The organism is Micromonospora sp. ABR4_055, assembly GCF_056160425.1.
Window position 1 is genome coordinate 24,119 of sequence record NZ_JBSWXD010000028.1, and the last position, 24,380, is coordinate 48,498.

Annotated in this window: 15 protein-coding genes; 10 read left to right on the forward strand and 5 right to left on the reverse strand. The window is 70.6% G+C overall.

What is annotated here, in order from left to right; translation table 11 throughout:
- Positions 1-290: 290 nt before the first annotated feature.
- Positions 291-3,656, forward strand: a complete 3,366-nt coding sequence (locus tag ACXAHD_RS09750; RefSeq protein ID WP_475049870.1) for a S8 family peptidase — start codon at positions 291-293, stop codon at positions 3,654-3,656.
- Here the strand turns inward: ACXAHD_RS09750 and ACXAHD_RS09755 are convergent.
- A complete protein-coding gene (locus tag ACXAHD_RS09755; RefSeq protein WP_475049873.1) occupies positions 3,610-3,921 on the reverse strand; it encodes a hypothetical protein in 312 nt (103 codons plus the stop codon). The two genes, ACXAHD_RS09750 and ACXAHD_RS09755, sit on opposite strands and share 47 nt — an antisense overlap.
- A gap of 92 nt (positions 3,922-4,013) precedes the next feature.
- Between ACXAHD_RS09755 and pglW the strand changes: the two genes are divergently transcribed.
- Both pglW and ACXAHD_RS09765 read left to right on the forward strand, forming a co-directional pair.
- Positions 4,014-8,786 (forward strand): BREX system serine/threonine kinase PglW, encoded by a 4,773-nt coding sequence (gene pglW, locus ACXAHD_RS09760; protein ID WP_475049875.1) that lies wholly within the window; start codon positions 4,014-4,016, stop codon positions 8,784-8,786.
- A 190-nt stretch (positions 8,787-8,976) separates the two neighbouring features.
- The gene (locus tag ACXAHD_RS09765; RefSeq protein WP_281555074.1) at positions 8,977-9,963 is read left to right on the forward strand and encodes a DUF559 domain-containing protein; all 987 of its coding nucleotides are present in this window, start codon (positions 8,977-8,979) and stop codon (positions 9,961-9,963) included.
- 27 nt (positions 9,964-9,990) lie between these two features.
- On the opposite strand, the gene ACXAHD_RS09770 is transcribed toward ACXAHD_RS09765, so the two are convergent.
- Positions 9,991-10,728 (reverse strand): hypothetical protein, encoded by a 738-nt coding sequence (locus ACXAHD_RS09770; RefSeq protein WP_475049877.1) that lies wholly within the window; start codon positions 10,726-10,728, stop codon positions 9,991-9,993.
- 283 nt (positions 10,729-11,011) lie between these two features.
- Between ACXAHD_RS09770 and ACXAHD_RS09775 the strand changes: the two genes are divergently transcribed.
- From ACXAHD_RS09775 to pglX, 3 genes are all read left to right on the forward strand, one after another.
- Complete coding sequence (locus ACXAHD_RS09775; protein ID WP_475049880.1) at positions 11,012-11,926, forward strand: magnesium transporter MgtE N-terminal domain-containing protein; 915 nt, start codon at positions 11,012-11,014, stop codon at positions 11,924-11,926.
- A gap of 95 nt (positions 11,927-12,021) precedes the next feature.
- Entirely contained in the window at positions 12,022-13,035 is a 1,014-nt protein-coding gene (locus ACXAHD_RS09780) for a magnesium and cobalt transport protein CorA (RefSeq protein ID WP_278169361.1), read from the forward strand.
- Between the two features lie 97 nt (positions 13,036-13,132).
- Positions 13,133-16,711, forward strand: a complete 3,579-nt coding sequence (gene pglX, locus ACXAHD_RS09785) for a BREX-2 system adenine-specific DNA-methyltransferase PglX (protein WP_475049882.1) — start codon at positions 13,133-13,135, stop codon at positions 16,709-16,711.
- 71 nt (positions 16,712-16,782) lie between these two features.
- On the opposite strand, the gene ACXAHD_RS09790 is transcribed toward pglX, so the two are convergent.
- Positions 16,783-18,231, reverse strand: coding sequence for a PepSY-associated TM helix domain-containing protein (locus ACXAHD_RS09790; RefSeq protein WP_281555063.1), 1,449 nt, complete (start codon positions 18,229-18,231; stop codon positions 16,783-16,785).
- A 66-nt stretch (positions 18,232-18,297) separates the two neighbouring features.
- On the opposite strand from ACXAHD_RS09790, the gene ACXAHD_RS09795 reads away from it, so the two are divergent.
- Positions 18,298-18,897, forward strand: a complete 600-nt coding sequence (locus ACXAHD_RS09795) for a DUF5134 domain-containing protein (RefSeq protein WP_281555062.1) — start codon at positions 18,298-18,300, stop codon at positions 18,895-18,897.
- A 110-nt stretch (positions 18,898-19,007) separates the two neighbouring features.
- On the opposite strand, the gene ACXAHD_RS09800 is transcribed toward ACXAHD_RS09795, so the two are convergent.
- A complete protein-coding gene (locus ACXAHD_RS09800) occupies positions 19,008-19,187 on the reverse strand; it encodes a DUF397 domain-containing protein (protein ID WP_281555061.1) in 180 nt (59 codons plus the stop codon).
- The gene (locus ACXAHD_RS09805) at positions 19,184-19,966 is read right to left on the reverse strand and encodes a helix-turn-helix domain-containing protein (protein ID WP_281555060.1); all 783 of its coding nucleotides are present in this window, start codon (positions 19,964-19,966) and stop codon (positions 19,184-19,186) included. The genes ACXAHD_RS09800 and ACXAHD_RS09805 overlap by 4 nt, the downstream gene beginning before the upstream one ends.
- A gap of 354 nt (positions 19,967-20,320) precedes the next feature.
- On the opposite strand from ACXAHD_RS09805, the gene ACXAHD_RS09810 reads away from it, so the two are divergent.
- The 3 genes from ACXAHD_RS09810 to ACXAHD_RS09820 form a co-directional block, all read left to right on the forward strand.
- Positions 20,321-20,785: a hypothetical protein gene (locus ACXAHD_RS09810; protein WP_281555059.1), complete on the forward strand. Its 465-nt coding sequence runs from the start codon at positions 20,321-20,323 to the stop codon at positions 20,783-20,785.
- Positions 20,778-21,047, forward strand: coding sequence for a hypothetical protein (locus tag ACXAHD_RS09815; RefSeq protein WP_281555058.1), 270 nt, complete (start codon positions 20,778-20,780; stop codon positions 21,045-21,047). The genes ACXAHD_RS09810 and ACXAHD_RS09815 overlap by 8 nt, the downstream gene beginning before the upstream one ends.
- A 212-nt stretch (positions 21,048-21,259) precedes the next feature.
- The coding region (locus tag ACXAHD_RS09820; RefSeq protein ID WP_475049888.1) for a hypothetical protein at positions 21,260-24,380 on the forward strand (3,121 nt) is incomplete at its 3' end.

Consider the following 24,380-nt stretch of genomic DNA (forward strand, 5'->3'; position numbering starts at 1 on the left):
CCGCGCAAGCCCGGCCGGACCTGCGAGAACCAGGTTTCGTTGTCGCTGACGTCGGCCCCAGCGGCTGTGGCGGGGTCCGTGCCGGAGCGCAGGTCGTGCCGGAACGCAGATCGCACCGGAACTGGTCGCCGGGCAGACCGGGTGACCGCGGATCCGTTGCACAATGAGCCGATTGCCCGGGATTGACCCAGAAAGCCATCTTCAGGCCTGTTGTCCTGAGCGTCGGGTGTGTAACGCTGACGTTTCGCATCTGCCCGACGTCCTGACAGACGTCCAATGGGGAGGTATTGGTGACACGTTCGAGAAGACTCGTGGCGGCCGGACTGGCCGCCGTACTCGTGATCGGGCCGGGGCAACCTGGCCGGGCCACGCCGACGGACGGAGACAGCGCCAGTCGGACCTCTGCCGGACAGGCGCCGGCCGGTCAGCGCGCCACGGTCACCCTGCTCACCGGCGACCAGGTCACCGTCACCGGTTCCGGCGCCGCTGCACTGCGCCCGGGCGAGGGTCGCGACGGCATGCAGTTCCGCACCTACCGGATCGACGGGGAGCTGCACGTCGTCCCACGCGACGCCGCCGAGCTGGTTCAACGCCGCACGCTGGACCGCCGACTGTTCAACGTCACCAAGTTGATCGAGTGGGGCTACCACGACGCCGCGCGGGACACCCTGCCGCTGATCGTCACCGCCGCGCGGGGCGACGTCGCCGCCCGTGGCGCCGCCGTGCTCGCCGTTGACGGCCTCGACGTGCAGCGCGACCTGCCGGCGATCGACGGCGCGGCGGTGACCGCCGACAAGTCCACCATCGCCGATCTGTGGACCACGGTGTCCGCCGGCCCGGCCGCCCGTGGCACCGACACCGGTATCGAGCGGATCTGGCTGGACGGAAAACGGCAGATGCTGCTGGACCGCAGCGTCGCACAGATCGGTGCACCCGCCGCCCACCGGGCCGGATTCACCGGCGCCGGCGTCACCGTCGGCGTCATGGACAGCGGCGTCGACACCGGACACCCCGACCTGGCCGACGTCGTCATCGAGACGCGCAACTTCACCGACGCGCCGGAGGACGGCGACACCACCGGCCACGGCACCCATGTCGCTTCGATCATCGCCGGCAGCGGCGCCGCGTCCGGCGGCAGGTACCGGGGCGTCGCCCCGGACGCGAAGATCATCTCCGCGAAGGTCTGTCCGGCGGCCTGGTGCGACGACTCGGCGATGATCGACGCGATGCACTGGTTCGCCGTGGACAAACAGGTCCCGGTGGTCAACATCAGCATCGGCGGCGGCGACGGACCCGAGATCGACCCCCTCGAGGAGGCGGTCAACACCCTCACCGAGCAGACCGGCACCCTGTTCGTCATCTCCGCCGGCAACGCCGGCGCCGACCGTACCGTCGGGTCACCCGGCAGCGCCGACGCGGCACTGACCGTCGGCGCGGTCGACCGCGACGGCTCGCTGGCCGACTTCTCCAGCCGTGGCCCGCGGGTCGGCGACGACGCTGTCAAACCCGACATCACCGCACCCGGTGTCGACATCGTCGCCGCCCGCGCCGAGGGCACCACCCTCGACGTCCCGATCGACGAGCACCATGTTTCCGCGCCGGGCACCTCGATGTCGGCGCCGCACATCACCGGTGCCGTCGCGCTGCTCGCCCAACAACAGCACCAGTGGACCGCGCAGCAGTTCAAGTCCACCCTGATGGGGTCCGCCGCGCCACACCCCGGCACCGGCGCGTACCAGCAGGGCGCCGGCCTGGTCGACGTCGCCCGCGCCGTCACCCAGACGGTGACCGCCACGCCGGCCAGCATCTCCTACGGCCGCGCCCTCTGGCCGCACCAGGACGACGAGCCGGTCAGCCGGACCGTGACCTACCGCAACACCGGCACCGAGCCGGTCACCCTCGACCTGGCCTGGGAGATCACCGGACCGGCGGGCGCGTCAGTGCCGGCCGGCATGTTCGCCACCAGCGCCGCGCGGGTCGAGGTGCCTGCCGGCGGTACGGCCAGCGTCGACGCCACCGCCGACACCAGCGCCGACGCGGTCGACGGCTACTACAGTGGACACCTGGTCGCCACCGCCGGGCAGACCCGGGTCGTCACCCCCGTCGGGGTGCACCGCGAGATCGAGAGCTACGACGTGACCGTGTCGCACATCGACCCGGACGGCGGACCGTCGGAGTCGTACTGGACCGTGCTGGCCGGCCTGGACACGTCGCACTTCGACTTCCCCTACGACGAGGACGGCACCGTCGTCACCCGGCTGCCCAGGGGCGAGTACGGCCTGTTCGCCACGATCGACGAATTCGACGAGGAGGGCCAGGCCACCAGCAGCGCCATCCTCGCCCAGCCGCGACTGACCGTCACCGGGGAGACCACTGTCACCCTGGACGCCCGGCAGGCGGCACCGGTGCGGGCCACCGTGCCGCAACCGGCCGCCCGGGCCGCGATCGTCGACGTGACGGCCGGCTTCGACACCGTCGACGGTCCGACCGGCATCGGTGCCGCGTACCCCGGATTCGACGGGGTGTCGACGAAGCAGCTCGGCGGTGACGACCGGGCACCTGGGTTCAGCTCATCCATCTCCCACCAGTGGTTCAAGCCGGACCCCGACGGCGGGTACGCCAACAGCCCGTTCGCCTACGCGCTGAGCGAGGTCTTCGACGGCCGGCTGCCGACCGGGTACCAGCGTGACTACGCCACCGACGACCTGGCCCGGGTCCGGCAGGACTTCCGGGGCACCCCGACCGGTGACGTCTCCGACCGGCTGCTCGTCGCCGAGTTCGACGACCCGGCGCTGGGCGCGCTCAGCGAGGTCACTGTCGTGCCCGTCCCCGGTGAACGGGTCGAATGGTTCAGCACCGACCAGGTGAACTGGTTCTCCGACCTGTACTTCTCCGACCCCGGTGAGGACGGCTGGCTGACACCGGTGTCGTTCCTGTTCGACCCGGCCCGCGCGTACACCGCCGGTGCCCGGCACACCGACACCTGGAACCTGCCACCGTTCGGCCCGGCAATGCCGGCGACGACCGTACCGCGCGGCTGGGTCGGCCGGATCGGCGACGAGATCGTGGCGGAGGTCCCGCTGTTCGGTGACGCCGCCGGGCACGCCGGCGACTCGCAGACCGTCACCGCACGTACCGCCCTCTACCGCGGCGGCGAACTCGTCGACGAGTGGGAGGTCGGTGGGTTCGGCTACTTCCTAGTCCCGCCCGGTCAGTCCGACTACCGACTGGAGACCGCGGCCACCCGCGACGTGGGTGACCTGGCCACAGAGGTGAGCCTGGCCTGGACGTTCCAGTCCGGGCGGGCAGGCGGTGACGAGTGGCGCAGGCTGCCGGTGATGGTGGCCCGCCCCGCGCCGCCGGTCGACGACGCCGGCACCGCCCCGGCCGGCGAGCAGGTCGACATCCCGGTGACGGTCCGCCGGCAGACCGGCGTCACCGTCAACCTGGACGCACTGTCGGTCGAGGTCTCCTACGACGACGGCACCACCTGGCTGCCGGCCCCGGTCCGCGCTGACGGCCGCAACTGGGTGGCCACGGTGCAGCACCCGGACAGCGACGGGTACGTGTCGCTGCGGTTCGGTGCCGAGGACCGCCGGGGCAACACGTTCACCCAGACGGTGGTCCACGCCTACCGGCTGGCCGCCGCCGACTGACGTCACGCACACCGCGAAGGGCCCTGGGGGGGGGGGGGGGGGGGGGGGGGGGGGGGGGAAAAGGGAGACAGAAGCGCTCTTCACCCACCCCACCTCCCTTCGCCTCTCCCACCCTCCCCACCCCCCCACCCAAGCCCACCCCCCCCCCCCCCCCCCCCCCCCCCCCCCCCCCCCCCCCCCCCCCCCCCCCCCCCCCCCCCGCGCCGTCCCTAGCCGCCCCCAGCGCGTTGATCCACTTCGCCTGGTCGACTCGACACGCCGACACCCTGTCAGATCACCCGCATCCGATCACGGCCAACCCGGCCCGCGTGGGACGGCCCGCCGACCCAGGTTGCCCCGGCCCATAGGATCGCAGGCATGCAGGAGGGCCGGTGGACGTCGATCACGCCGTCGCAGTTCGCACACGAGCGCGAGGCGCTGGCCCACCTGCAAGGGCTGCTGCCCGACACCGAGCCGTTCCGGGCCTGGTCCAACTTCACCTTCACCGCCGACACCGGGCATCCGTACGAGGTCGACCTGCTGGTCGCCACGCCCGGCGGGCTGCACCTGATCGAGATCAAGAGCTTCACCGGTCGGCTGATCTCCAGCGGGTCCAACTGGATCCAGCAGCAGTCCGGTGGCGGTGTGCACACCCTCGACAACCCGCTGCACCTGGCCGACGCCAAGGCGAAACGCCTCAAATCACTCCTGCAGGCGGCTGCGGCGGCCAGCGGCGGCGGGCGCAACCGGATCCGGGTGCCGTTCATCCAGGCGGCGGTCTTCCTCAGTAAACCCGGCCTGAAGGTGGCCCTGTCCGACCACCACCGGCACAACGTGTACGGCCCACAGTCGCCCGCCGACCGGCAGCCCGTTGCCAGCGGCGACCGCGGCGACCTGCCGCCGATCGGCACCGGCCTGCTGCTGCGCCCACCCTCCGACGAACGCCACCGGGTCACTCCGGAGCTGTCCCGCGCCCTGCCAGGGCTGCTGGAGAAGGTCGGCATCGCCCGCAGCCGCCGCCACCTGCAGATCGGCTCCTGGGAGCTGCAGCCCCGCCCCTTCGACGTCGGCCCCACCTGGCAGGACCACCACGCCACCCACCGGGACCTGCCCCGGGAGCGCCGCCGGGTGCGGATCTACCTGGTGGAACGCAACGCGGTGCAGGCCCAGCGGGCCAGCATCGAGCGGGCCGCCCGCCGGGAGATGCGGGTGCTGCACGGCATCAGCCACCCCAACATCGTCCAGGTCGACGCGATGGAGCCGCACGAGGCCGGCCCGGCGCTGGTGTTCCGCCACGACCCGCGCTGGCTGCGGCTGGACCACTACCTCGCGCAGTACGGCGACCGGCTCGAACCAGCCAGTCGGGTCACGATGATCCGGCAACTGGCCGAGACCCTGGCGTACGCCCACGGCCGGCACCTGCACCACCGGGCGTTGTCGGCGCGCAGCATCTTCGTCACCCCGGCACCGGGCCGGCGGCGGCGCGGCAACGATGAGGAAGGCTGGCTCTACCCGCAGTTGCTGGTCAGCGACTGGCAGGCGGCGACCCGGGCCGCCGACGGCGCGGGCAGCGCCACCGTCGGCACCGGCTCCGACGAGCCGATCCTCGCCTCCAGCCACGCCGCCGACCATCTGGAACGCTCCGCTGAGGCGTACCTCGCCCCCGAGTTGAGCTCCCCGGCGCCGGACCCGGTGGCGATGGACGTCTTCGGGCTCGGCGCGGTGGCGTACCTGATCCTCACCGGGCAGCCGCCGGCCGGCAAACGCACCGAACTGCTCGCCCGGCTCGCCAAGGAGAACGGGCTGCGGGCGTCGGCGGTGACCGACACGGCCTCGCAGTTCGCCGACGAGCTGATCCAGGCGGCGACCGCACCGGTGCCGACCCAGCGGCTGACCACGGTCGCCGAGTTCGTGGAGATGCTGGAGGTGGTCGAGGACGAGCTGACCGCCCCACCGTCGCCGCCAGCGGTCACCTCGACGACGGCACCAGCGGACACCACGGACCCGACGACCGGCACCGCCACGGATCCCGCGAGCGCCACCGCGCCGGAGCCGGGGCCGGTGTCAGGCCAGGAGCGGGTCCAGATCGATCCGCTGGAGGCGCGGCCGGGCGACACGGTCGGCGAGTGGACGATCACCAAACGGCTCGGCACCGGGTCGACCTGCCGGGCCTTCCTGGCCCACAACGATCGGACCGGCCGCGACGAGGTGCTCAAGGTCGGCCTCTCCGACGAGAAGGCAGCCCGACTGGCCCGCGAAGCCGAGGTGCTCGGGCCGCTGACCGACTCCCGGGTGATCCGGCTGGCCCGACCCGATCCGCTGCGGATCGGCAACCGTACGCTGATCGTGCTCGAACACGCCGGTGAGCGGACCCTGGCCCGGCAGCTGCGCGACGAGGGCCGGCTCACCGTCGACGAGCTGGAAAACTACAGCGACTACCTGTTCGGCGCGCTGGACTACCTCGAAGGCGAGGGCGTCTACCACCGCGACATCAAGCCGGACAACATCGCCATCCGGATCCGTACCAACCGGACCCGTCAGCTGGTGCTGTTCGACTTCTCGTTGGCCGCCGTGTCGGTCAAGGAGATCACCGCCGGTACGCCGCGCTACCTCGACCCGTTCCTCGGCACCGCCGAGCGGCCGGTGTTCGACCGGTCGGCCGAGTGGTACGCCCTGGCGGTCACGCTGCACGAGATGGCCTCCGGTGAGCTGCCGGTGTGGGGTGACGGGGCCACCGAGCCGCAGTTGACCGACGGCCCGCCGCTGCTGGCCGCCGAGGCGTTCGACCCGGCGATCCGTGACGGCCTGATCGCCTTCTTCGAGGAGGCGCTGCACCGCGACGCGCGTCGCCGGTTCGGCTCGCTCAAGGACATGCGCGACGCCTGGCAGCGGCTGTTCCGCCAATCTGACGCGAGCGCCCCGGCCGGCACCGACCATCCGGAGCCGGTCGACGACGAGATCGACGCCGACGCCGCCGCAGCGGCCCGCGACGAGGCGGCGACCCGGGCGACCCGGGCGACGGCGTTGGAGTCCGCCGGGCTGACTCCCCGGGCGATCTCCGCCGCCCACCGGTTGGACGCCAACACTGTCGGTGACCTGCTCACGGTGGCGCCCCGGCTGGCACACCTGCGCGGGCTCGGTGCCCGTACCCGCCAGGAGCTGCAGCGCCGGGTGAAGGAGTGGCGGGCCCGGCTCGGTGAACGGGAGCCGCTGGCGGCCAGCCAGGCGGAACGCCGCGCCGCCTCCGCCGAAGCGACCCCGGTCGCCGCTGGCGCCGACGGCGACGTGGAGCTGCTGCGGGTCGGCCTCGACGCGGTCGCCGCGCTGCTGGTGCCCGCGCCGAACACCCGTAACCCGACCGAGGCGCAGGCCACCCGGCTGCTGCTGGCCCTGCCCGACGCCCGTGGCGTGCTGCCGGACCTGCCGCCGTGGCCCCGGCAGCCGCTGGTCGCCAAGGCGGTGTCGGTCACTCCGGGCCGGATCGCGCAGATCCTCGGCAAGCAGCGCCGCCGGTGGCGCGGCCTACCGGTGGTACGCAGTCTGCGTACCCAGGTGATCGGGTTGCTGGCCGACAGCGGCCGGGTGATGTCGGTCGACGAGTTGGCGGCCGCGTTGCTGGCCAGCCGCGGTTCGGTGCGCACCGGCGAGCAGGTGCGGATGGCGGTGGCCCGGGCGGCGGTGCGGGCGGCGATCGAGATCGACGCGTTGGAGGAGGATCAGCGGCTGCTGCTGCGCCGGCACAGCGACACCCACTCCGGGTCGGCCGGCGACGGCGGCACCGCCGCAGGCCCGCAGTCCACCGTACGGGAGCCGGTGGCGGACCGGTTGCTGGTGGCGTTGGAAGCCGGTGACGACGACCAGCCGGACACGCCGACCGCGCCGGCGCTGCTGGACTACGCCGACGCGCTCGGTCGGGCCGCTGACCGGCTCGCCGACAGTGAGGTGCTGCCCAGCCCGGCGACGGTGCTGCGTACCCTCGCCGGGGTGAGCGCCCCGGGCGGCGCGGCCGAGGTGGTCGACGAACGCCGCCGGGTGACCCTGGCCGCCGCTGCCGCCCAGCGGGCGGCGGCCAACGCCCGGCTGGAGATCTACCCGAAGGATCTGTCGCCGGTGCGGGCGTTGCGGCTGTCCCAGGCCGGTGTGCTGCCGGCGGCCGGCCCTGGCCAGCCGACCGCGTCGAGGACCGCACCGTCCACGCCGTCGACTGACGGGTCGGGCGCGACGTCAGGTGTCCCCGGTGCGGTGCACCGGCAGGCGACGCTGACCGCCGAGCAGATCGCCGCCCGGGTACGCGGCCGGTTCCCGGAGCTGGCCCCACTGCCGCCACCGGCGCAACTGGACAAACTGCTCGCCCAGGCCGGCTTCGATCTGCGGATGGTCGGTGACGTGTGGGTGGCTCCACCCCGTCCACTGTCGTCGTCGATGTCGATCATCCGGCGTCGGTCGTCGGCGTCGACTCCGACGACGTCCTGGCTGGCCGACTCGCCGGAGTTGGCGGCGGCGCTGCGCGCCGAGGAGCGGCTGTCCGCCCCTGGTGACGGTTTCCGGGCGTTGACGGTGCGGTTGAGCCGCTACCCGGCCGCCGCCGACGAGCTGGTCCGCCGTTTCGGTGCCCGGCCGGTGAGTGTGGCCGACCGGTTCCTGCGGCACCTGCGGGCCCTGGTCGACTCGCGGCCGAAGCCGACCTGGGCGACGGTGCTCGGCGCGGACCTGGCCGAGCCGGGTTCGCGGGCGGCGCTCAAACTCGGCGAGTATGTCGACGAGGCGTGGCAGCGGGCCCTGCCCGAACTGCTGGCCGAGCTGGGTGCGACGACCGCGTCGGCTGACTCCGGCTCACCCGCTGACTCCGGCTCACCCGCTGACTCCGGCTCACCCGCTGTCTCCGGCTCGTCCGCTGCGTCCGGCTGGTCTGCCGGGCCGTTGCTGCTGCATGACGCGGCACCGTTGGCCCGCTGGCGGTCGATGCCCCGGCTGGACATGCTCGCGGAGGCGGCCCGCTCCGGTGCTGGCACCCTGTGGCTGCTCTGCCCGGCCGAGGATCCGCAGGCGCTGCCGAAACTCGACGGCGAGGTGGTGCGGGTCAGCGAGAACGAGTGGATCCCGCTGCCCGACGCCTGGGTGGCCAACGCCCACCGCAGCGTAGCGGCCTGACTCTCGCTGTCCTCCTGCCCGCTCTCCTGCTGGTCTTGTGATCCACTTCGCCTGGTCGACTCGCCACGCCGACACCTCGTCAGATCACCAGCATCCGATCAGGGCAACCCCGTCCACAGCCGCCCCGGTTGTCCACAGACCACGCTGGTGACGGCCACGCCAGCGCGGCTGGGCGGGCACCCTCGGCGGCATGGACCCGCAGCTGCGTACTCTGCTCGACCGCAACCATGGCGTGCTCTGCCGGCGCGACGCCGCCGAAGTGGTGCCGTCCTGGGCGATCGACGTGGCCCGCCGCGAAGGGCGGGTGCGCCGGATACTGCCCGGCGTGTACGCCGACACCACGCTGCTCGGCACCAACAACGCCACCGGCACCGTTGACGCGACCGGCACAGGCGACCACGGCCGGTTCCCGGCCGCCGGGCTGGGCGGGCTCGACCCGGCGCGCGCCCGGCGGGCGGCACTCGGCTACGCGGACGGGCGGGGCGCGTTGAGCCACCTGACCGCGCTGCACCTGTGGGGGCTGTGGCAGCCGGCCGCTGGCGAGCCGGTGCACCTGACGGTGCCGGCGACGGTACGGCTGAGCAACCACCCCGGGCTGGTGGTGCACCACGTACGCGGGTTCAGCCTCGACGCGCCGGACACGCTGACGCGCCACGGGGTGCCGGTGACCCGGCTGGACCGGGCCCTGGTCGACTCGTGGCCGCTGCTGCCAGCCGGGGAGCGGCGCGGCCCGGTGATCCAGGCGGTGGCGGGGCGGCACAGCACCCCGGCGCGCATCGGCGCGGCGCTGGCCGGCGCACCGAAGCTGCCCGGCCGGGCGCAGCTGCGGGACCTGCTGGGCAAGCTGGCGGCCGGCTGCCACAGCCCGTTGGAGATCTGGGGCCACGACCACGTGTTCACCGGTGCCGGGATGCCGCCGCTGCGCCGGCAGGTGCGGGTCAGCGACGGGCGACGTACCTGCTACCTCGACGTGTACGCCGAGGCGCAACGGGTCGCGTTCGAGCTTGACGGCGCGAGCGGGCACGGCGCGCCCGGTCAGCGGGAGGTGGACCTGCGCCGGGACGCCTGGCTGGCCACGCTGGGCATCCAGGTGGTGCGGTTCAGCCACCGGCGGCTGGTGCACGACACCGCCGAGGTGCGCCGGGAGATTCTCGCCGTGCTGGCCGCCCGCCGCTGACCAGCCGCGCCGGTCAGCCGGTCCGCGTCAGTAGTCGACTTTCAGCAGCGCGTACGCCTGCGCCGGGGTGAAGCCCGCACTGAGCAGGGTGGTAACCGGGTCGGCGACGTCGCCCCGGAACGTCCGGTCGCGGCCCAACGGGTCGAGCGTGTAGACGTGCACCTTGGTGCCTTCGCCGACCAGGCAATCGTTGTCGTGACAGGAGACCCAGTCGGGGAAGAAGAACTCCGAGCCGAAGTAGGCCCAGAGCTTCGGCGGCCCGTCGTTGGCGTCGGTCGGCCAGCCGAGCACCGGATCCTCGGTGGGGCTGGGTGCCGGGGTCGGCGACTGTGTCGGGGTGGGCGTCGGTGTCGGTGTGGGAGTCTCGGTGGGCGTCGGGGTCGGCGACGGCGTGGGAGACCAGACGGGCGTCGGTGACGTCTCGTCCTCGGGGCGGAGCTGGCCACTCGCCGAGGGCAGCCACACCACCAGCGCGACGGGCAGCACCAGCACCAGGATCAGCAGGGACCACGGCAGCGGTACGGCCGCCCGGCCCTGCCGGACCCGTGTCTGCTGCGCCGCGTACCACCCCCAGGCCGCGACGGGAGCGAGGACCGCGGAGATCGGACCGATGATGGCCACCCCGTCGACGCCGCCAGCGGCGAAGCCGATGAGTGTGCCCGCCGCGATCACGATGGGCACGATGACACCGAACACCTCGGGCAGCGACGGCAGGCCGCCCGGTGCCGGTGGAGGGGTGCCCGACCCGCTGTCAACATGCCTCATGATCACTTCCTGTGTCCGGCCCGTCGCAGATCATTGTGGCCGAGTCGCTGGCGTGCTCCGCGCTCAGGGGCAGCCCGGCACCACCGTGGCCCAGCACTGCGGCTCAACTCGTGATCCACTACCGCGGAACCACCGTTGATCCACTTCGCCTGGTCGACCCGCCACGCCGGCACCCCCTCCGATCACCCGCATCCGATCGTGAAGACTCCGCGTCTATCGTGGTCACCACTGGCGACGAACAACAGACCAGGAGTGCCGAGTGCCGTCAGCGGGTGACACCAGCATGAACGCCTCAGCGGATGGGCAGGGGCAGGTGTTTCAGGCTGGGCGGGACATCGTGATCTCCGGTCAGCCGCACGCAAATGTCCGCAAGCTGACGGTGCTGAACGTCGCGGCGGCGGCGCAGGTCCTGACCGAGATGGCGGCCAGTGCCGAGACCCGTGACGAGGCTGTGGTGATTGTCGCCGACATGGATTCGGAGGTGGCGGCGAGTCGACTCGGTGCAATGCAGCCAGAGTGGGCCGCGCAGATCCTGGCCCGGATGGACCACCAGTTGGTCCTCCAGCGGTTCACGAAGATCCCGAATGGCGCGGGTGCAGCCATCCTGAGGTGCATGCCGGTCTGGTCCGCAGCCATGCTCGCCGCCGAGCTTCCGCCGGAACGCACGGTGCAGCAGCTGGCCAGGATGGAACCAGAAGAGGTGACGGCGATCCTGGCCCAGATGCCGGATTCACTGGTAGCAGAGCTACTGATCGAGTTCCCTGCACGGCTTGAGATCAATTGGTCTTTTCCGGTCCTGATGGCGCTTATTCCGTTTACGATTGCGCACGGCGCATACTGGTTGGCGTGGCTGTCGAGTGCCGAAGCCGCGCGGGTGGTGGCTGCTGCATCTGCCGAGGCGACGGTCGTGGCACTCGCCAACATGTCAAGCGAAGCACTCACCGCGCGCAGTGGCTCGCTGCTGTCTAAGGTGGATGAGGATTACCTGAGAACGGTGTTCACTCTCCTCAAGCCGGTCTGGCGGGCTGGCACGCTGCTGAACGGTCTGACGGATGATCGGGTGGCCGCTGCCCTCGCGGGCGTGCCGGAGACGCGGTGCGCCGTGCTGCTCGCTCAGGTTCCCGAGGAACGGGCCGCCGAGATCGTGCGGCAGATGCCGGAGGCGAAGCAGCAGGTCGTCAAGCCTCACCTGTGGTAGGCGGCGCGTTGGTGACGCTGGTGTCTATGGTGGTCACCACCAGCGACCGATGATTGGGCGGGAGGGTCGACGTGCCGTCAGCCGGTGACACCAGCATGAACGCCTCGGCGGATGGGCAGGGGCAGGTGTTTCAGGCTGGGCGGGACATCGTGATCTCCGGTGAGCCGCACGCGAACGCCCGCAAGCTGACGGTGCTGAACGTCGCGGCGGCGGCGCAGGTCCTGACCGAGATGGCGGCCAGTGCCGACACCCGTGACGAGGCAGTGGTGATCGTCGCCGACATGGACCCGGAGGTAGCCCGCCTCCGTCTGCAGGCGATGCCACCGGAGTCGGCCGGGCAGATTCTGGCCCGGATGGACCACCAGTTGGCCTACGAACGACTGGTAAGGATTCCCGATACCCAGGCCGCCGCCATCCTGAGCCATATGCCCGCCGAACCGGCCGCCGAGCTGGTAGTACAGCACTCGCAGGAGTCGAAGCTGCGGCTGCTGTCGGAGATGGAGCCCCAAAGGACAGCCCAGATCCTCATGACTTTCGCGGATGTAGCTGCTGCGAGACTTGCAGTGGATTTGTCGCGCAGAGGCACGGGGCGTTGGAATGCGGCGGCTATGTTCGCGGCGATCCCCGCAGATCGATTGATTCGGTTCATGGTTGAGCTAGAGTTCAGCTCGTGGGTGGAGCTGTTGGAGGCCATGTCGGCCGAGACCGTCGAGAACCTGATCTCTTTTTTTCCTTCATCGTATGCTGCTAAGTGGCTGACCGCGATCTCGGCGGGTAAAGCCGCGCGGGTTATTGCCGTATCAGACTTATCAAACTTCAGCGAATTGCTCGGCGGGATGTCCGATGATGTGCTGGTCGAGCGGGCTTCGGATCTACTGGCAGAAGTAGAAGACATAAGTCTCACCAGGCTGTTTCGTCGAATGCCGGCACGGCGGGCGTGTCACGTGGTGGCCGGGCTGCCGGCCGACCGGGCGGCCCACGCCCTTATGGGCTTGTGGGAAGGGCGGATTGCGGTATTGCTCGCCCTGGTCACGCAGGAGCATGCCGAGTCGATTTTGCAACAGATTCCGGGGGAGAAGCGCCGACGGGTGGAGGAGCTTCTGGCGTGAGTCGGTGCTGTGCCGTCGAGGGATGGCCGGTTGTTGGGGGTGTCGCCACCCGGCTGGGCGGTGCCGGGTGGGGTGGCGGGGGCACTAGAGTCGTGCTGTGATCGACCGAAAACTGCTACTTGTTGACCTGAAGAACCAGGTGAAATCGCTGGAAAACGACCTGCGAGGGCAGGTCGACGCGGTCGAGGAGGTGCGCGGCCGGCTGCGCGGCGAATACGACCGGGCCTTCACGATCGGGCGTACGGCGGCGACCTGGACCGTATGGCGCGACGAGCGGGTGACGCAGGCGGCGGTGGCCTGGGTGCTCGGCAGCGTGTTCGTCCGCTTCTGTGAGGACAACTCGCTGCTGACCGATCCGTACCTGGCCGGGCCGGGGGAGCGGATGGTGATCGCCGAGGAGGCAGAGGCGCAGTTCTTCCGCGACCAGCCACACGAGACGCTGCGCGGCTGGCTGCTGTCCGCCTTCGACGCGATCGCCGCCAGCCAGGCCGGCCGGTCACTGTTCGACAAGCGGCACAACCCGCTCTACCAGATCCCGCTCTCGCACGACGCGGCGAAGGCGCTGGTCGCGTTCTGGCGGACCCGGGGCGCGGACGGCGCACTGGTGCACGACTTCACCGACCCCGACTGGGGTACGCGGTTCCTCGGCGACCTCTACCAGGACCTGTCCGAGGCGGCCCGTAAGACGTACGCGCTGCTGCAGACCCCGGACTTCGTCGAGGAGTTCATCCTCGACCTGACGTTGACTCCGGCGATCGACGAGTTCGGCCACGACGTGGTCAAGATGATCGACCCGACCTGCGGCTCCGGGCACTTCGTGCTCGGCGCGTTCGACCGGCTGCTGAAGCAGTGGGAGGAGCACGCCCCGAACCGGGACCCGCAGGAACGGGTCCGGCTCGCCCTGGACGCGGTGCACGGCATCGACATCAACCCGTTCGCCGTGTCGATCGCCCGCTTCCGGCTGCTGATCGCCGCGATCCAAGCCTGCGGCTTCAAGTCCCTCGCCGACGTCGCCGGCTACACCTTCCCCATGCACGTCGCAGTCGGCGACGCCCTGATCAAGCACCGGGCCGGCACCCTGTTCGGCGAGGACCCGATGGTCGAGTTCGCCTACGCCACCGAGGACATCGACGAGCACCCCGGCATCCGCGAGGTCGGCCGCTATCACGTGGTGGTCGGCAACCCGCCCTACATCACCGTCAAGGACAAGGGCCTCAACGAGGCGTACCGAGAGATGTACGACGCCTGCTCCGGCAAGTACGCACTGTCAGTGCCGTTCGCGCAGCGCTTCTTCAACCTGGCAAAGTCGGGCGGTGGCGACGGCAAGAGCGCGGGCTTCGTCGGGCAGATCACCGCGAACTCGTTCATGAAGCGTGAGTTCGGCAAGAAGCTGATCGAGAAACTCTTCGCGATCGACGTCAACCTGACCCACGTCATCGACACCTCTGGGGCATACATTCCCGGCCACGGCACGCCGACGGTCATCCTGGTCGGCCGCAACACCAACCGCAGTCGCCCGGGCACCATCCGGACCGTCATGGGCATCCGTGGCGAGCCCAGCGCCCCGGAGAACCCGAGTAGGGGCCACGTCTGGCGGGCCGTCGTCGACCAGATCGGCCAGCCTGGCTCCGAAAGCCAATGGGTCAGCGTCGCCGACACCCCCCGCCCACACCTCGCCACCTTTCCCTGGAGCCTCAGTGGCGGCGGCGCAGGTGGCCTAAAGGAGCAGATCGATCAATCCCAGACGAGGCTGATCAGCAGGACTGCCAGAATTGGCGTGCTCGGCATGACGAATGCAGATGAAGTTATGCTCGCGGACCGCCGTGCATGGTCGCGTCGGGTTGGCGATTTATCGTTGAATCGTCGCCTTGTCGTGGGTGACGAGCTGCGTGACTGGCTATGTAGCGATGGTGATTGGTCCTACTTCCCGTATTCGGATCGCTTCGATCTTCTGCCGCTCGATCATAAGGGTGCCCACTACCGCTGGCTCTGGCCGTGTCGCTTTGTGATGGGAACTCGGGCGACGTTCGCGAAGCTGACCTACTTCGAAGAGGGTCGGCCTTGGTATGAATGGCATCAGCTCACCCGTGACAGGAACGTTCACGAGTGGACTATTTGCCTAGCTTTTGTGGCGACGCACAATCATTTTGTGTTGGACCGGGGTGGGAAGGTCTTCAAGCAGTCGGCGCCGGTGATCAAGTTGGGGGAGGGGGCGTCGGAGGAGGATCACCTGCGGTTGCTCGGCGTACTCAACAGCTCGACGGCGTGCTTCTGGCTCAAGCAGGTCAGCCAGAGCAAGGGCAACGGCGGTATCGGTGGCGGGATCTCTGACGAACTGTGGGAGCACCGGTACGAGTTCACGGGGACGAAGCTGCAGGAGTTTCCGTTGCCGGCGGCGTACCCGTTGGGGTTGGCTCAGCAGATCGACTCGCTGGCGCAGCGGCTCGCGGCGGTTAGCCCGGCGGCGGTCGCCGCCCAGAGCGTGCCTACCCGGGACCGGTTGGTGGCGGCGCGCGATGAGTGGCATTCGACGCGGGCGCGAATGGTCGCGCTACAGGAGGAGCTGGACTGGCAGGTGTACCAGCTCTACGGGCTGCTCGATGAGGAGTTCACCGCGCCGGCCGGGTCGGTGCCGCAGCTACGGCTGGGGGAGCGGGCGTTCGAGATCGTGCTGGCCCGCAAGGTTGCGGCCGGCGAAGCGGAAACGCAGTGGTTCGACCGGCACGGGTCGACGCCGATCACCGAGATCCCGGCGCACTGGCCGCAGGAGTACCGGGCGGTGGTGCAGCGGCGGATCGACGTCATCGAGAGCAACCGCAACATCGGGCTGATCGAGCGGCCCGAGTGCAAGCGGCGCTGGTCCACCGACGGCTGGGACAAGATGGAGCAGGCCGCGCTGCGGGACTGGCTGCTGGACCGGTGCGAGGCGCGCGAGCTGTGGTTCCACACCGTCGACGGGATGGAGCAGCCACGGCCGTTGACCGCCGCCGAGCTGGCCGACGAGCTGCGCCGTGACGCCGACGTGTTGGCGGTCGCCCAGCTGTACGCGCCCGGCCAGGATCTCGGCAAGGTCATCGTCGACCTGGTCGCCGACGAGCACGTGCCGCACCTGGCGGCGCTGCGCTACAAGCCGTCCGGCCTGGTGAAGCGGGCCGACTGGGAGCAGGTGTGGCAGCTGCAGCGCGAGGAGGACGCCCAGCCGGACGAGCCGGCGAAAAAGCGGGTGCGGGAGCGGATCCCGGTGCCGCCGAAGTACACGTCGGCCGACTTCGTCAAGAACAGCTACTGGCGGCATCGGGGGAAGCTGGATGTTCCAAAGGAGCGGTTCATCTCGTACCCGGGGGCGAGCCGCGACGGTGATCCGACGCTGCTGCTCGGCTGGGCCGGGTGGGACCACCGGGAGCAGGCGCAGGCGCTCGCCACGCTGATCGTGGCCCGTGAGCAGGAGGACGGCTGGGAGACCGACCGGCTGCTGCCGCTGGTCGCCGGTCTGCGTGAGGTGCTGCCGTGGGTGAAGCAGTGGCACAGCGAGTTCGACGTGGCGTGGAGCGCGTCGCCGGCTGACATCTACGCCGGCTTCCTCGACGAGACCACCAACCGGCTGCACCTGACCGACGAGGCGTTGACCTCGTGGCGCCCACCGAAGGCGACCCGAGGACGTAAAGCGAAGGCGTGACCCGTTGAGCCCTACCATCTCGGGTCGACCGGTGCCACTGCGGTCGACCCGAGATGGGGAGAAGGTGCCGGTCAGACCGTGCCGAAGAAGGACTTCAGCGCGGGCACCCGGCGGATGAGGAGCTGGTCCAGCGCCAGGACGACCAGCAGGGAAAGACCGAACAAGGGCAGGAAGACGCCGAGTACGACCATCGCGGCGAGCAGCACCCAGTTGCCCCAGACCGGGAGTTTCGCCCGCGGTGCGGCGAGGCCGGAGGCGGTGGCCCGGCGGGTCCACCACATCATGGGCCCGGTGACGCACATGAAGATCACGGCGAGGCAGAAGAGTGTGGACATGATCGTGTTGAAGGTGCCGAGGCGGCGTCCTTCGTGCAGGGCGATGCCCTGCGAGACCACCTTCGCCATCGCGCTGTAGTCGTCGTAGCCGTACTGGCCGACGACGTCGCCGCTGTACTGGTCGACGTGGATCGTCGTCTCCTGGGTCACGTCGGATTCGGCGGGATTGCCGACGTCGTACCACTGGCTGCTCATCACGCTGAACACCCCGGTCTCGCCCTCCGGGTAGAGGACGAGATACGGCCCGGGGGCACCCAGCGCCTGGGCCGCGCCGACCGCCCGGTCGATCGAGATCGGGGTGCCGCTTCCGGTGCTGCTGCCTTGCGGGGCGTTGCCGGAGGCCCACCCGGCGGGAGCCGACTGACCGTCGGCGTCCTCGATCTGCTGCCGGATGGTGGATTCGGCACCGGGGTCGTCGCCCCACAGCCCGGAGCCGGAGTCGGCGGCGATCTGCTGGGCCTGAGCACCCCATACACCGGTCCAGGGCAGCCCGGAGACGACCAGCAGCAGGATGCCGAGGCCGACGGGGAGCCCGACGAGGGCGTGGTAGCTGCGGAGCCGAGCACCGCGCTTGCCTTTGGTCTGTGCGCCACTGCGCGCCCGGCGGCCGAGGAAGAAGATGATGAACCCGGTGATCGTCAGCACGATGGCCCAGGAGGCACCGAGTTCGACGATGCGGTCGCCGAAGCCGCCGTCGCCGATGAGCAGGTCGCCGTGGACGCGTTCGGCCCAGGTGGAGATGAGCTGGTCCTGGCTGAGTTCGCCGGTGACGGTGGCGGTGTAGGGGTCGACGTAGATGTTGGTGCTGCTGCCGTCTTCGAGCCCGGCGACGAACAGGGTCGCCCGGTCGCCGGTGCCGTCCTGCACGGACAGGATGGGGCGGTCCGGGAATTCCGCGCGGACGGCTGCCTCCTGGGCCGACAGCGCCGTTCGTTCGGCGCCGTCGGCCACCGGCACCTGCAGCACCCCGGGGTGGGCGAGGGCGTCCACCTCTGCCCGGAACATGTAGGTCATGCCGCTGACGGCGAGGCAGAAGAGTACGGGTATGACGAGTACCGAACCGTAGAAGTGCCAGCGCCAGAACGCGGCGAACCAGTTGGTCTTGCGCGGCCGGGCCGGGGACGGGGGTGCCTCCCCGGGCGGGGTATCCCCGGAGGGCGGTGTCTCGGCTTCTACGGTGGTCATCGCGGTGGGCCCTTTCCCTGATCGTCCCGTTGTTCGGCGGCTTGGCCTGTGGTACTAGCTAGAGTCGTGCTGGAGACGCCCTGGGTTCCCGTCCTGACGATCGTTTTTCTGCTGACCGGGCTCGTCTGCGTCGGTGACCTGGTGATTCGTCGCCGTGGCGTGTCGCGTGACCAGGCGTTCTCTGACGCGGAGCTGATCGATATCAATCACTGCGTGATGAGCGCCGCGATGATCCTGATGGCCTGGCTGATGGTGGGTGGCGTGGTCGCCTGGGCGCAGGTCGCGATCTTCGGCATCCTGGTGCTCGCGTTGCTGCCCGGGTACGGGCGGGCGCGTGGCAGATCGGAGCGCATCGACGTGCTGGGCCACGTCACGCAGAACCTGGCGATGATCTGGATGCTCGCGGCGATGCCGACCCTGATGTCGGAGATGGGGATCGGCGGTGGCTCCGGGCACGTGCACGGGGTAGCCGCTGCCGGGGCGACGCCCACGCAGACTCCGGCGTGGGCGGACCTGACAAACGTCGTCTTCGTGGTCCTGAGCGCGGCCGGCGCGCTGTGGTGGCTGTACCGTGCCGCGACGACGTCCAACCATCGGCTGCATCTGCTGAGCTACGGCGTCATGAGCGCCGGCATGGCGACGATGCTGCTGCTGATGAACGTGTGAGATTGGCCGGCGGTACGGCGTCAGCCCCTGTCCGGCCCGCGTCGTGGGCCGGACAAGGGGCTACGGTGGCGCCGGTGGCCGGGCCGGTCAGTTGCCGGCCGGCCGGTGGTTCAGCGGTTGACGGTGATCTCGGCGAGGAACGACCGCCAGGCAGCCGGGGCGAAGGCGAGGGTGCCGCCGTCGCGGTCCTTGGTGTCCCGTACGTATACCCGACCGGGCAGGTTCTCGGCCACCTCGACACATCCGTTGGTGTCGCTGCGGCTCGACTTGTGCCATAGTGCACCGTTCATGTCCATTTCTCGGCCATCCTCTTGATCAGGTCTAGGCTCTGCTGGTACGGCAGGGCATGTCCTCGGGTCGACTCCCACGCGTCCTCCAGCTTGGCCGTGTCATACGGGGCCTCGATGATCCGACCGCGTAGGTAGCCGTCCAGGAACCCAACAGTACGCCCCTCGACAGTCGCGAGCACCAGGCCGCCATGAAGCCCGGCGTAGAGGCCAGTGCCGAGCGGGATCACATGTACCTGGACATTGGGCAGCTCGCATGCGGACACCAGCGCGTCGACCTGTTCCCGCATCACCTCTCGGCTGACAACTTCACGATGGAAGACCAGCTCGTCAACCACCGCGACAAGCCGGATCGGGCTGTCCTTGGTCAAGATCGACTGTCTGGCAATTCTTGCCTGGACCAGAGCGTCAAGATCGGATGCGGGTTCGTCAAAGATCCGCAGCACCTCCCGGGCATACGCCTCGGTCTGCAACAGTCCGGGCACGACGAACGGGTGGAAGACGCGAAGTAGGGTCGCTCGCGCCTCGTAATCGACGAATGGCTTCAACCACACGGGAGCGTGTTCGCCGATGACGAACTCGCGGTAGAACTTCATGAAGGCGGTGCCGAACACCTTGTCGACCATGCCCAGGTAGTTGGGCAGGGCGGGGCGTTCGCCGCGCTCGATGGAGCCGACGTGCTTCGCGGAGAAGTGGACGCGCTCGCCCCACGACTCCTGGGTGAGACCCATCGACTCGCGTACTCGCCGTAGCTCCGATATCAGATACTCGCTGCCGCTCACAAGCCCCTCGCATCCCTCGGATTCCCTCGTGCACACGCGGTGGAGACATCGCCGAGAGGCGTCCCCGTTGCGTGATTTCGCCAATCATCTTCCTCGACGAGCGCTGAGGCGTCCAGCATGGATTTCGGTCCTGTGGACAACTGCAAGATCAGGTTGAGTAATTGATCTTCGGGCTTCTATCAGATGGACTCTTGACGTTGCAAGGCTTTCGCATCCCTCAGTTTCCCTCGTGCTGGTCGAGGTTCGCGTCATGGGACTCCCGGCGTGCACGGGGTCACCGGTCGGGTTCCGCCAACCGTGACACCGAGTCCAGGGTGGATGTCACGACTCATTGGCTATCCAAGGAGGATCTTGGTGGTGCACAGGAACGACGGGATCGGCGGGACGCCCCGGCTGGCCCGCTACACGTCGATCGGGACGCCACGGCGTACCGATGCGACCCCCAATCGGCCGCCGCTGCCACGACGCACGCCGGGGGAGACGGACATCGGCCGCGACCCGCGGTTCCGGCTGACCGCCGCCCGTGCGGTCGCCCCCGCCCCGGCCAGTGCGCTCGACGCCGCGCTCGACCCCGGTGACACCGTGGTGGCGCAGGCGGTGCACCGGGCGCGGATCGACATCGCCGAACATCTGCCGTCGGCGCGGCTCGGCGAATGCCGCACCTGTGACGTCGCCGCGCCGTGCCGGCCGTTCCTGCGGTCGCTGGTCATCCTCGACCGCTGGGATCCGGGGAAGGCCCGGCGGGTGCGGGCGGTGCTGCAGCTGTCCGGGCTGATGCCGGACGGCTACCCGCACGGGGAGGACGACGACGATGTCTGACGAGCCGCTGCGGGTCGGTGAGACGCTGCACCTGGGCAAGGCCGACTGGGTGTACGGCGACTGTTCGATGCGGGTACGGGTGTCTGACATCCGCTACGGCGACGACAGCGACGAGTCGCCGGTGATCGGCGTCATCGCCACGATCGTCGGCGGTGGACGCGACGGCCGGATGGTGGCGATCGCGATCTACAAACAGGCGCTGACCCGGCCCGGAGTGCGGGAATCGGCGCGTGCCGTCAACGGGACCGACCCGTACCAGTGATAGAAGGCGGCTGCGGCCGGCGCGGCGCTGACACCCGTCGTCGGTGCCTGCCGTGCCGGCCGCGTCGGCGGGTGTGATGGGATTGTCAGCCCGACGGCGCTGACCGAACGGACACGGTCAGGTTCCGGAGGGACCTGTTTCCTTGAGTTGCTGCCGATACATCTGCATAGTCGCGATACGGCCCAGATCGCCTATTCGTCAGGGGGACCGTGGTGCGGGCATCCGACTATCTCCACGATCGGGAGCGTGAGTGGGCGCCGGCGCTGCGGGCGGTATCGCTGGTCGCCGAGATCGCGGTGCCCGAGCTCGAAGCCCGCCGAGCGGTCAGTGCGCTGGGAAAACTGTACGGCGTGGGCAGCGAGTATGAGCAGCGTCAATGCCTGCACTACCGCTACCCGGCCTGCCTGCTGGTCGGCCTCAGCGGGATCGGTGCGTCCCGCTACGAGCAGGGCAACTACTGGGGTGCCGTGCGTGAGCACACCCGCCACCAGGTCGACCAGACCGCCTGGGGGGCGGCGTTCCGGGCCAACCTGGACCAGTTCGGCCTGGCCCGATTCCCCGGCCTGCCGCAGATCAACGTCGGTGAAATCCTCATGCACGGCGGGATTCCCGCCTACTGCCTGGGTGATCTGCTGAACCTGCTGCTGCAACGACAGTCTCGCGAACCCGGCACCACTGTCGCCGACTTCTTCGCCTGGGCGTTGACACCCGGCCGGGAATCGCGACTGAACACCCTCGACATGCCGGTGCGGCGGCTGCTGCAGCACGGCGGCGAATACGCCGAGGACCTCGTCGACCGCTGCATCGACCTGCTGGACCGGTTCCGCGCGCCGGCGTTCACCGCCGACGGGCTCGGCTTGCCGCCGTACCTGATCGACCAGGCCCGCCGCTGCGTCGACGACGGGCAGCTCGACTGGGCCGGCACCGCGACCCGCACCGGCCCCGCCGCCGGGGGCACCGGCGGGGCGGCGGCGACCCCCCGACCGTACGTGGAGCTGGAGCCGTACGGCCGGGGCCTGCTGGTGCGGCTGCCGGCGGTGCCCGACGCACCCGGCGGCCGGGTCGAATGGCGGGTCCGGGCCGGCGAGGACGTCCACACGATCATCAGCCGATCCCGGATCCCAGGTGACGTCGACACCGCGCCACCGGCCGTCGCGACGATCTCCCGGCCGGTGCGGCAGGTAACCGTCGAACTCGCCGCGATCGAGCGGGAGTTCGAACTCGACCTGATCGACCCCCGCGAACCGATGCTGATCTTCACCGACGAAGGCCGACGGGTGCCGCTGACCTCCAGCCTGCCGCCGGAGCCGGTCTGGATCCTGCACGCGGCGCACGACGGCAACAACCAGCCGGTCATGCTGCACATCGACCATGCCGCCACCGCGTCCACTGGCGCAGCTGGTGCCGGCCCGGCGGCCGACGACGACCTGCCGGTGCCGTACGGCTGGTTCGGCTGGACCCTGCGCCGAGTCGACCTGGCGCAGGTCACCGCGCTGCGGATCGCCGACGGACCGGACCGGCGAGTCGGCACCGCCCGGCGAGCCCAGCTGCGCCTCAGCCCGCCGCTGCCCGACGTCGCCAGCCTCGCCGGCACCCCCGTATACGGTGCCGCGCCGCGACTGTTCCTGCCGACCGAGGCCGGCGTGGCCACCGAATGGTCGATCCGCCTCCGCCGGCCCGGCGGCGCCGAACTGCTCCCCGCCACCAGTGTGCGGATCACCGACGACACCGTCACCGACCCGTGGCAGCAGCTGCCCCGGCCACTCGTCGGCAGCTACGAGATCACCGTCCGGGGCCCCCTCGGCCGGGGCCTGTCACGCACCATCGACCTCGCCGAAGGGCTGACCGTCACCGGCCACCCGGTGTGGCGGGAACTGCGGCCCGACGGACTCGCGCCGGCGACCGTCCGGCTCGGCGCGACCGCGTCGGCGCTGCGGGTCGACCCGCCGCTGACCCGGCTCGACCCGACCCAGACCAGCGCCGACGTGCAGCTCACCGCCGCCGGACACACCGCGACAGTACGGGTCACCCCGCCGCACATGTCCGTCCAGTGGGTCAGCGCCGGCCGCACCACCCCGTGGACGCTGCAGCCGCTGCGCCTGGACACCGAAACCGTCGGCGACGGCGAACTGCTGGTCCGGCTGCCGGCGGCAGTCGACGCCGACCTCGTCGTGGCCAGCGGCGGCCAGCAACGGCAGACCGTCGCCTCCCGGGCCACCTACGGCCAGCCACTCGCCCGGTTCCCGCTCGCCGCGATCGCCGACACCGTCCGGGTCTGCGGCTCCGCCCAGCTCTCGGTCCGCCTGGGCGGCCAACAGTTCCCGGTCGCCCGGTGCCTGCCCCGACAACTCGCCGGCACCGTCCACCTCAAAGACGACCAGCTGGCCCTCGACGACGCCAGCCCGGTCAACGGGCTGACCGCCGGCGTCTACCAGGTGCTGGCCCCGTGGCGGCCACCGCACGTCACCCCGATCGGCACCGACCTGGCCAGCGAGCCGCTGCCCGCCGACCTGACCCGGGCCGGGCCGCTCGCGGTGCTGCTGCGCGTCGACGACCCGTGGCTGCCCGAACCCTGGCCCGGCTGGCCCGGACAGGACAACAGTTTCACCGTCGACGGCGACTGGGACCCGCCGCTGCCCGACACCCCCGACACGGCGCTGTCGCGTCACCTGGCCGGGCTGACCGACCTGCCGGACCGCCCCGACGTCGCCCCGCTGATCTTCCCGCTGTACCGCCGCGCCGAGGACCTGCGCCGCCACGGCGTCACCGTCGCCGTCCGCGACACCGCCGCCGTGCTGCGCCGACACCCGGTCGCCGCGCTGACCGCGTTGACCCGCTCCCGGTCACCCGCGTCCGAACTGGTGGCCCCGCTGGTGCACTCCGCGCTGGTGGCGCTACCGCCGCTGGCCTACCTCGGCGCAGCCGACGAGGCGAGGCTGTGGCAGACCAGCCCGCTGGCGGCGCTGCTGGCCACCGCGTACCGGATCGGGGTCACCGCAGCCGGCGACGACCTGCACGAACGGGCGGCGACGGCGTGCGGCGACGTGCTCGACAAGCTCCTGGCCGGTGAGCCCGACCCGCACCGGGTGGTCGGCCGCTTCGACCAGGCCGCGCAGCAGATCGCCCGGCTGCCGGCCGAGCAGCTCGACGAGCTCTGGCGGGCGATGCGGATCGTCCCCGGTGGACTCCTCGACGCCGACGAACGGGTCGCCGCCGCCCGCCGGCTGTTCGACGTGCGAAACCGGCCCGGCGTGGCCCGGGTCGCCGCCGCCGCCGACCTGCTGCGCACCCTGCGGCCCTGTTTCTTCTCCACATCTTACACTGCCGACAATC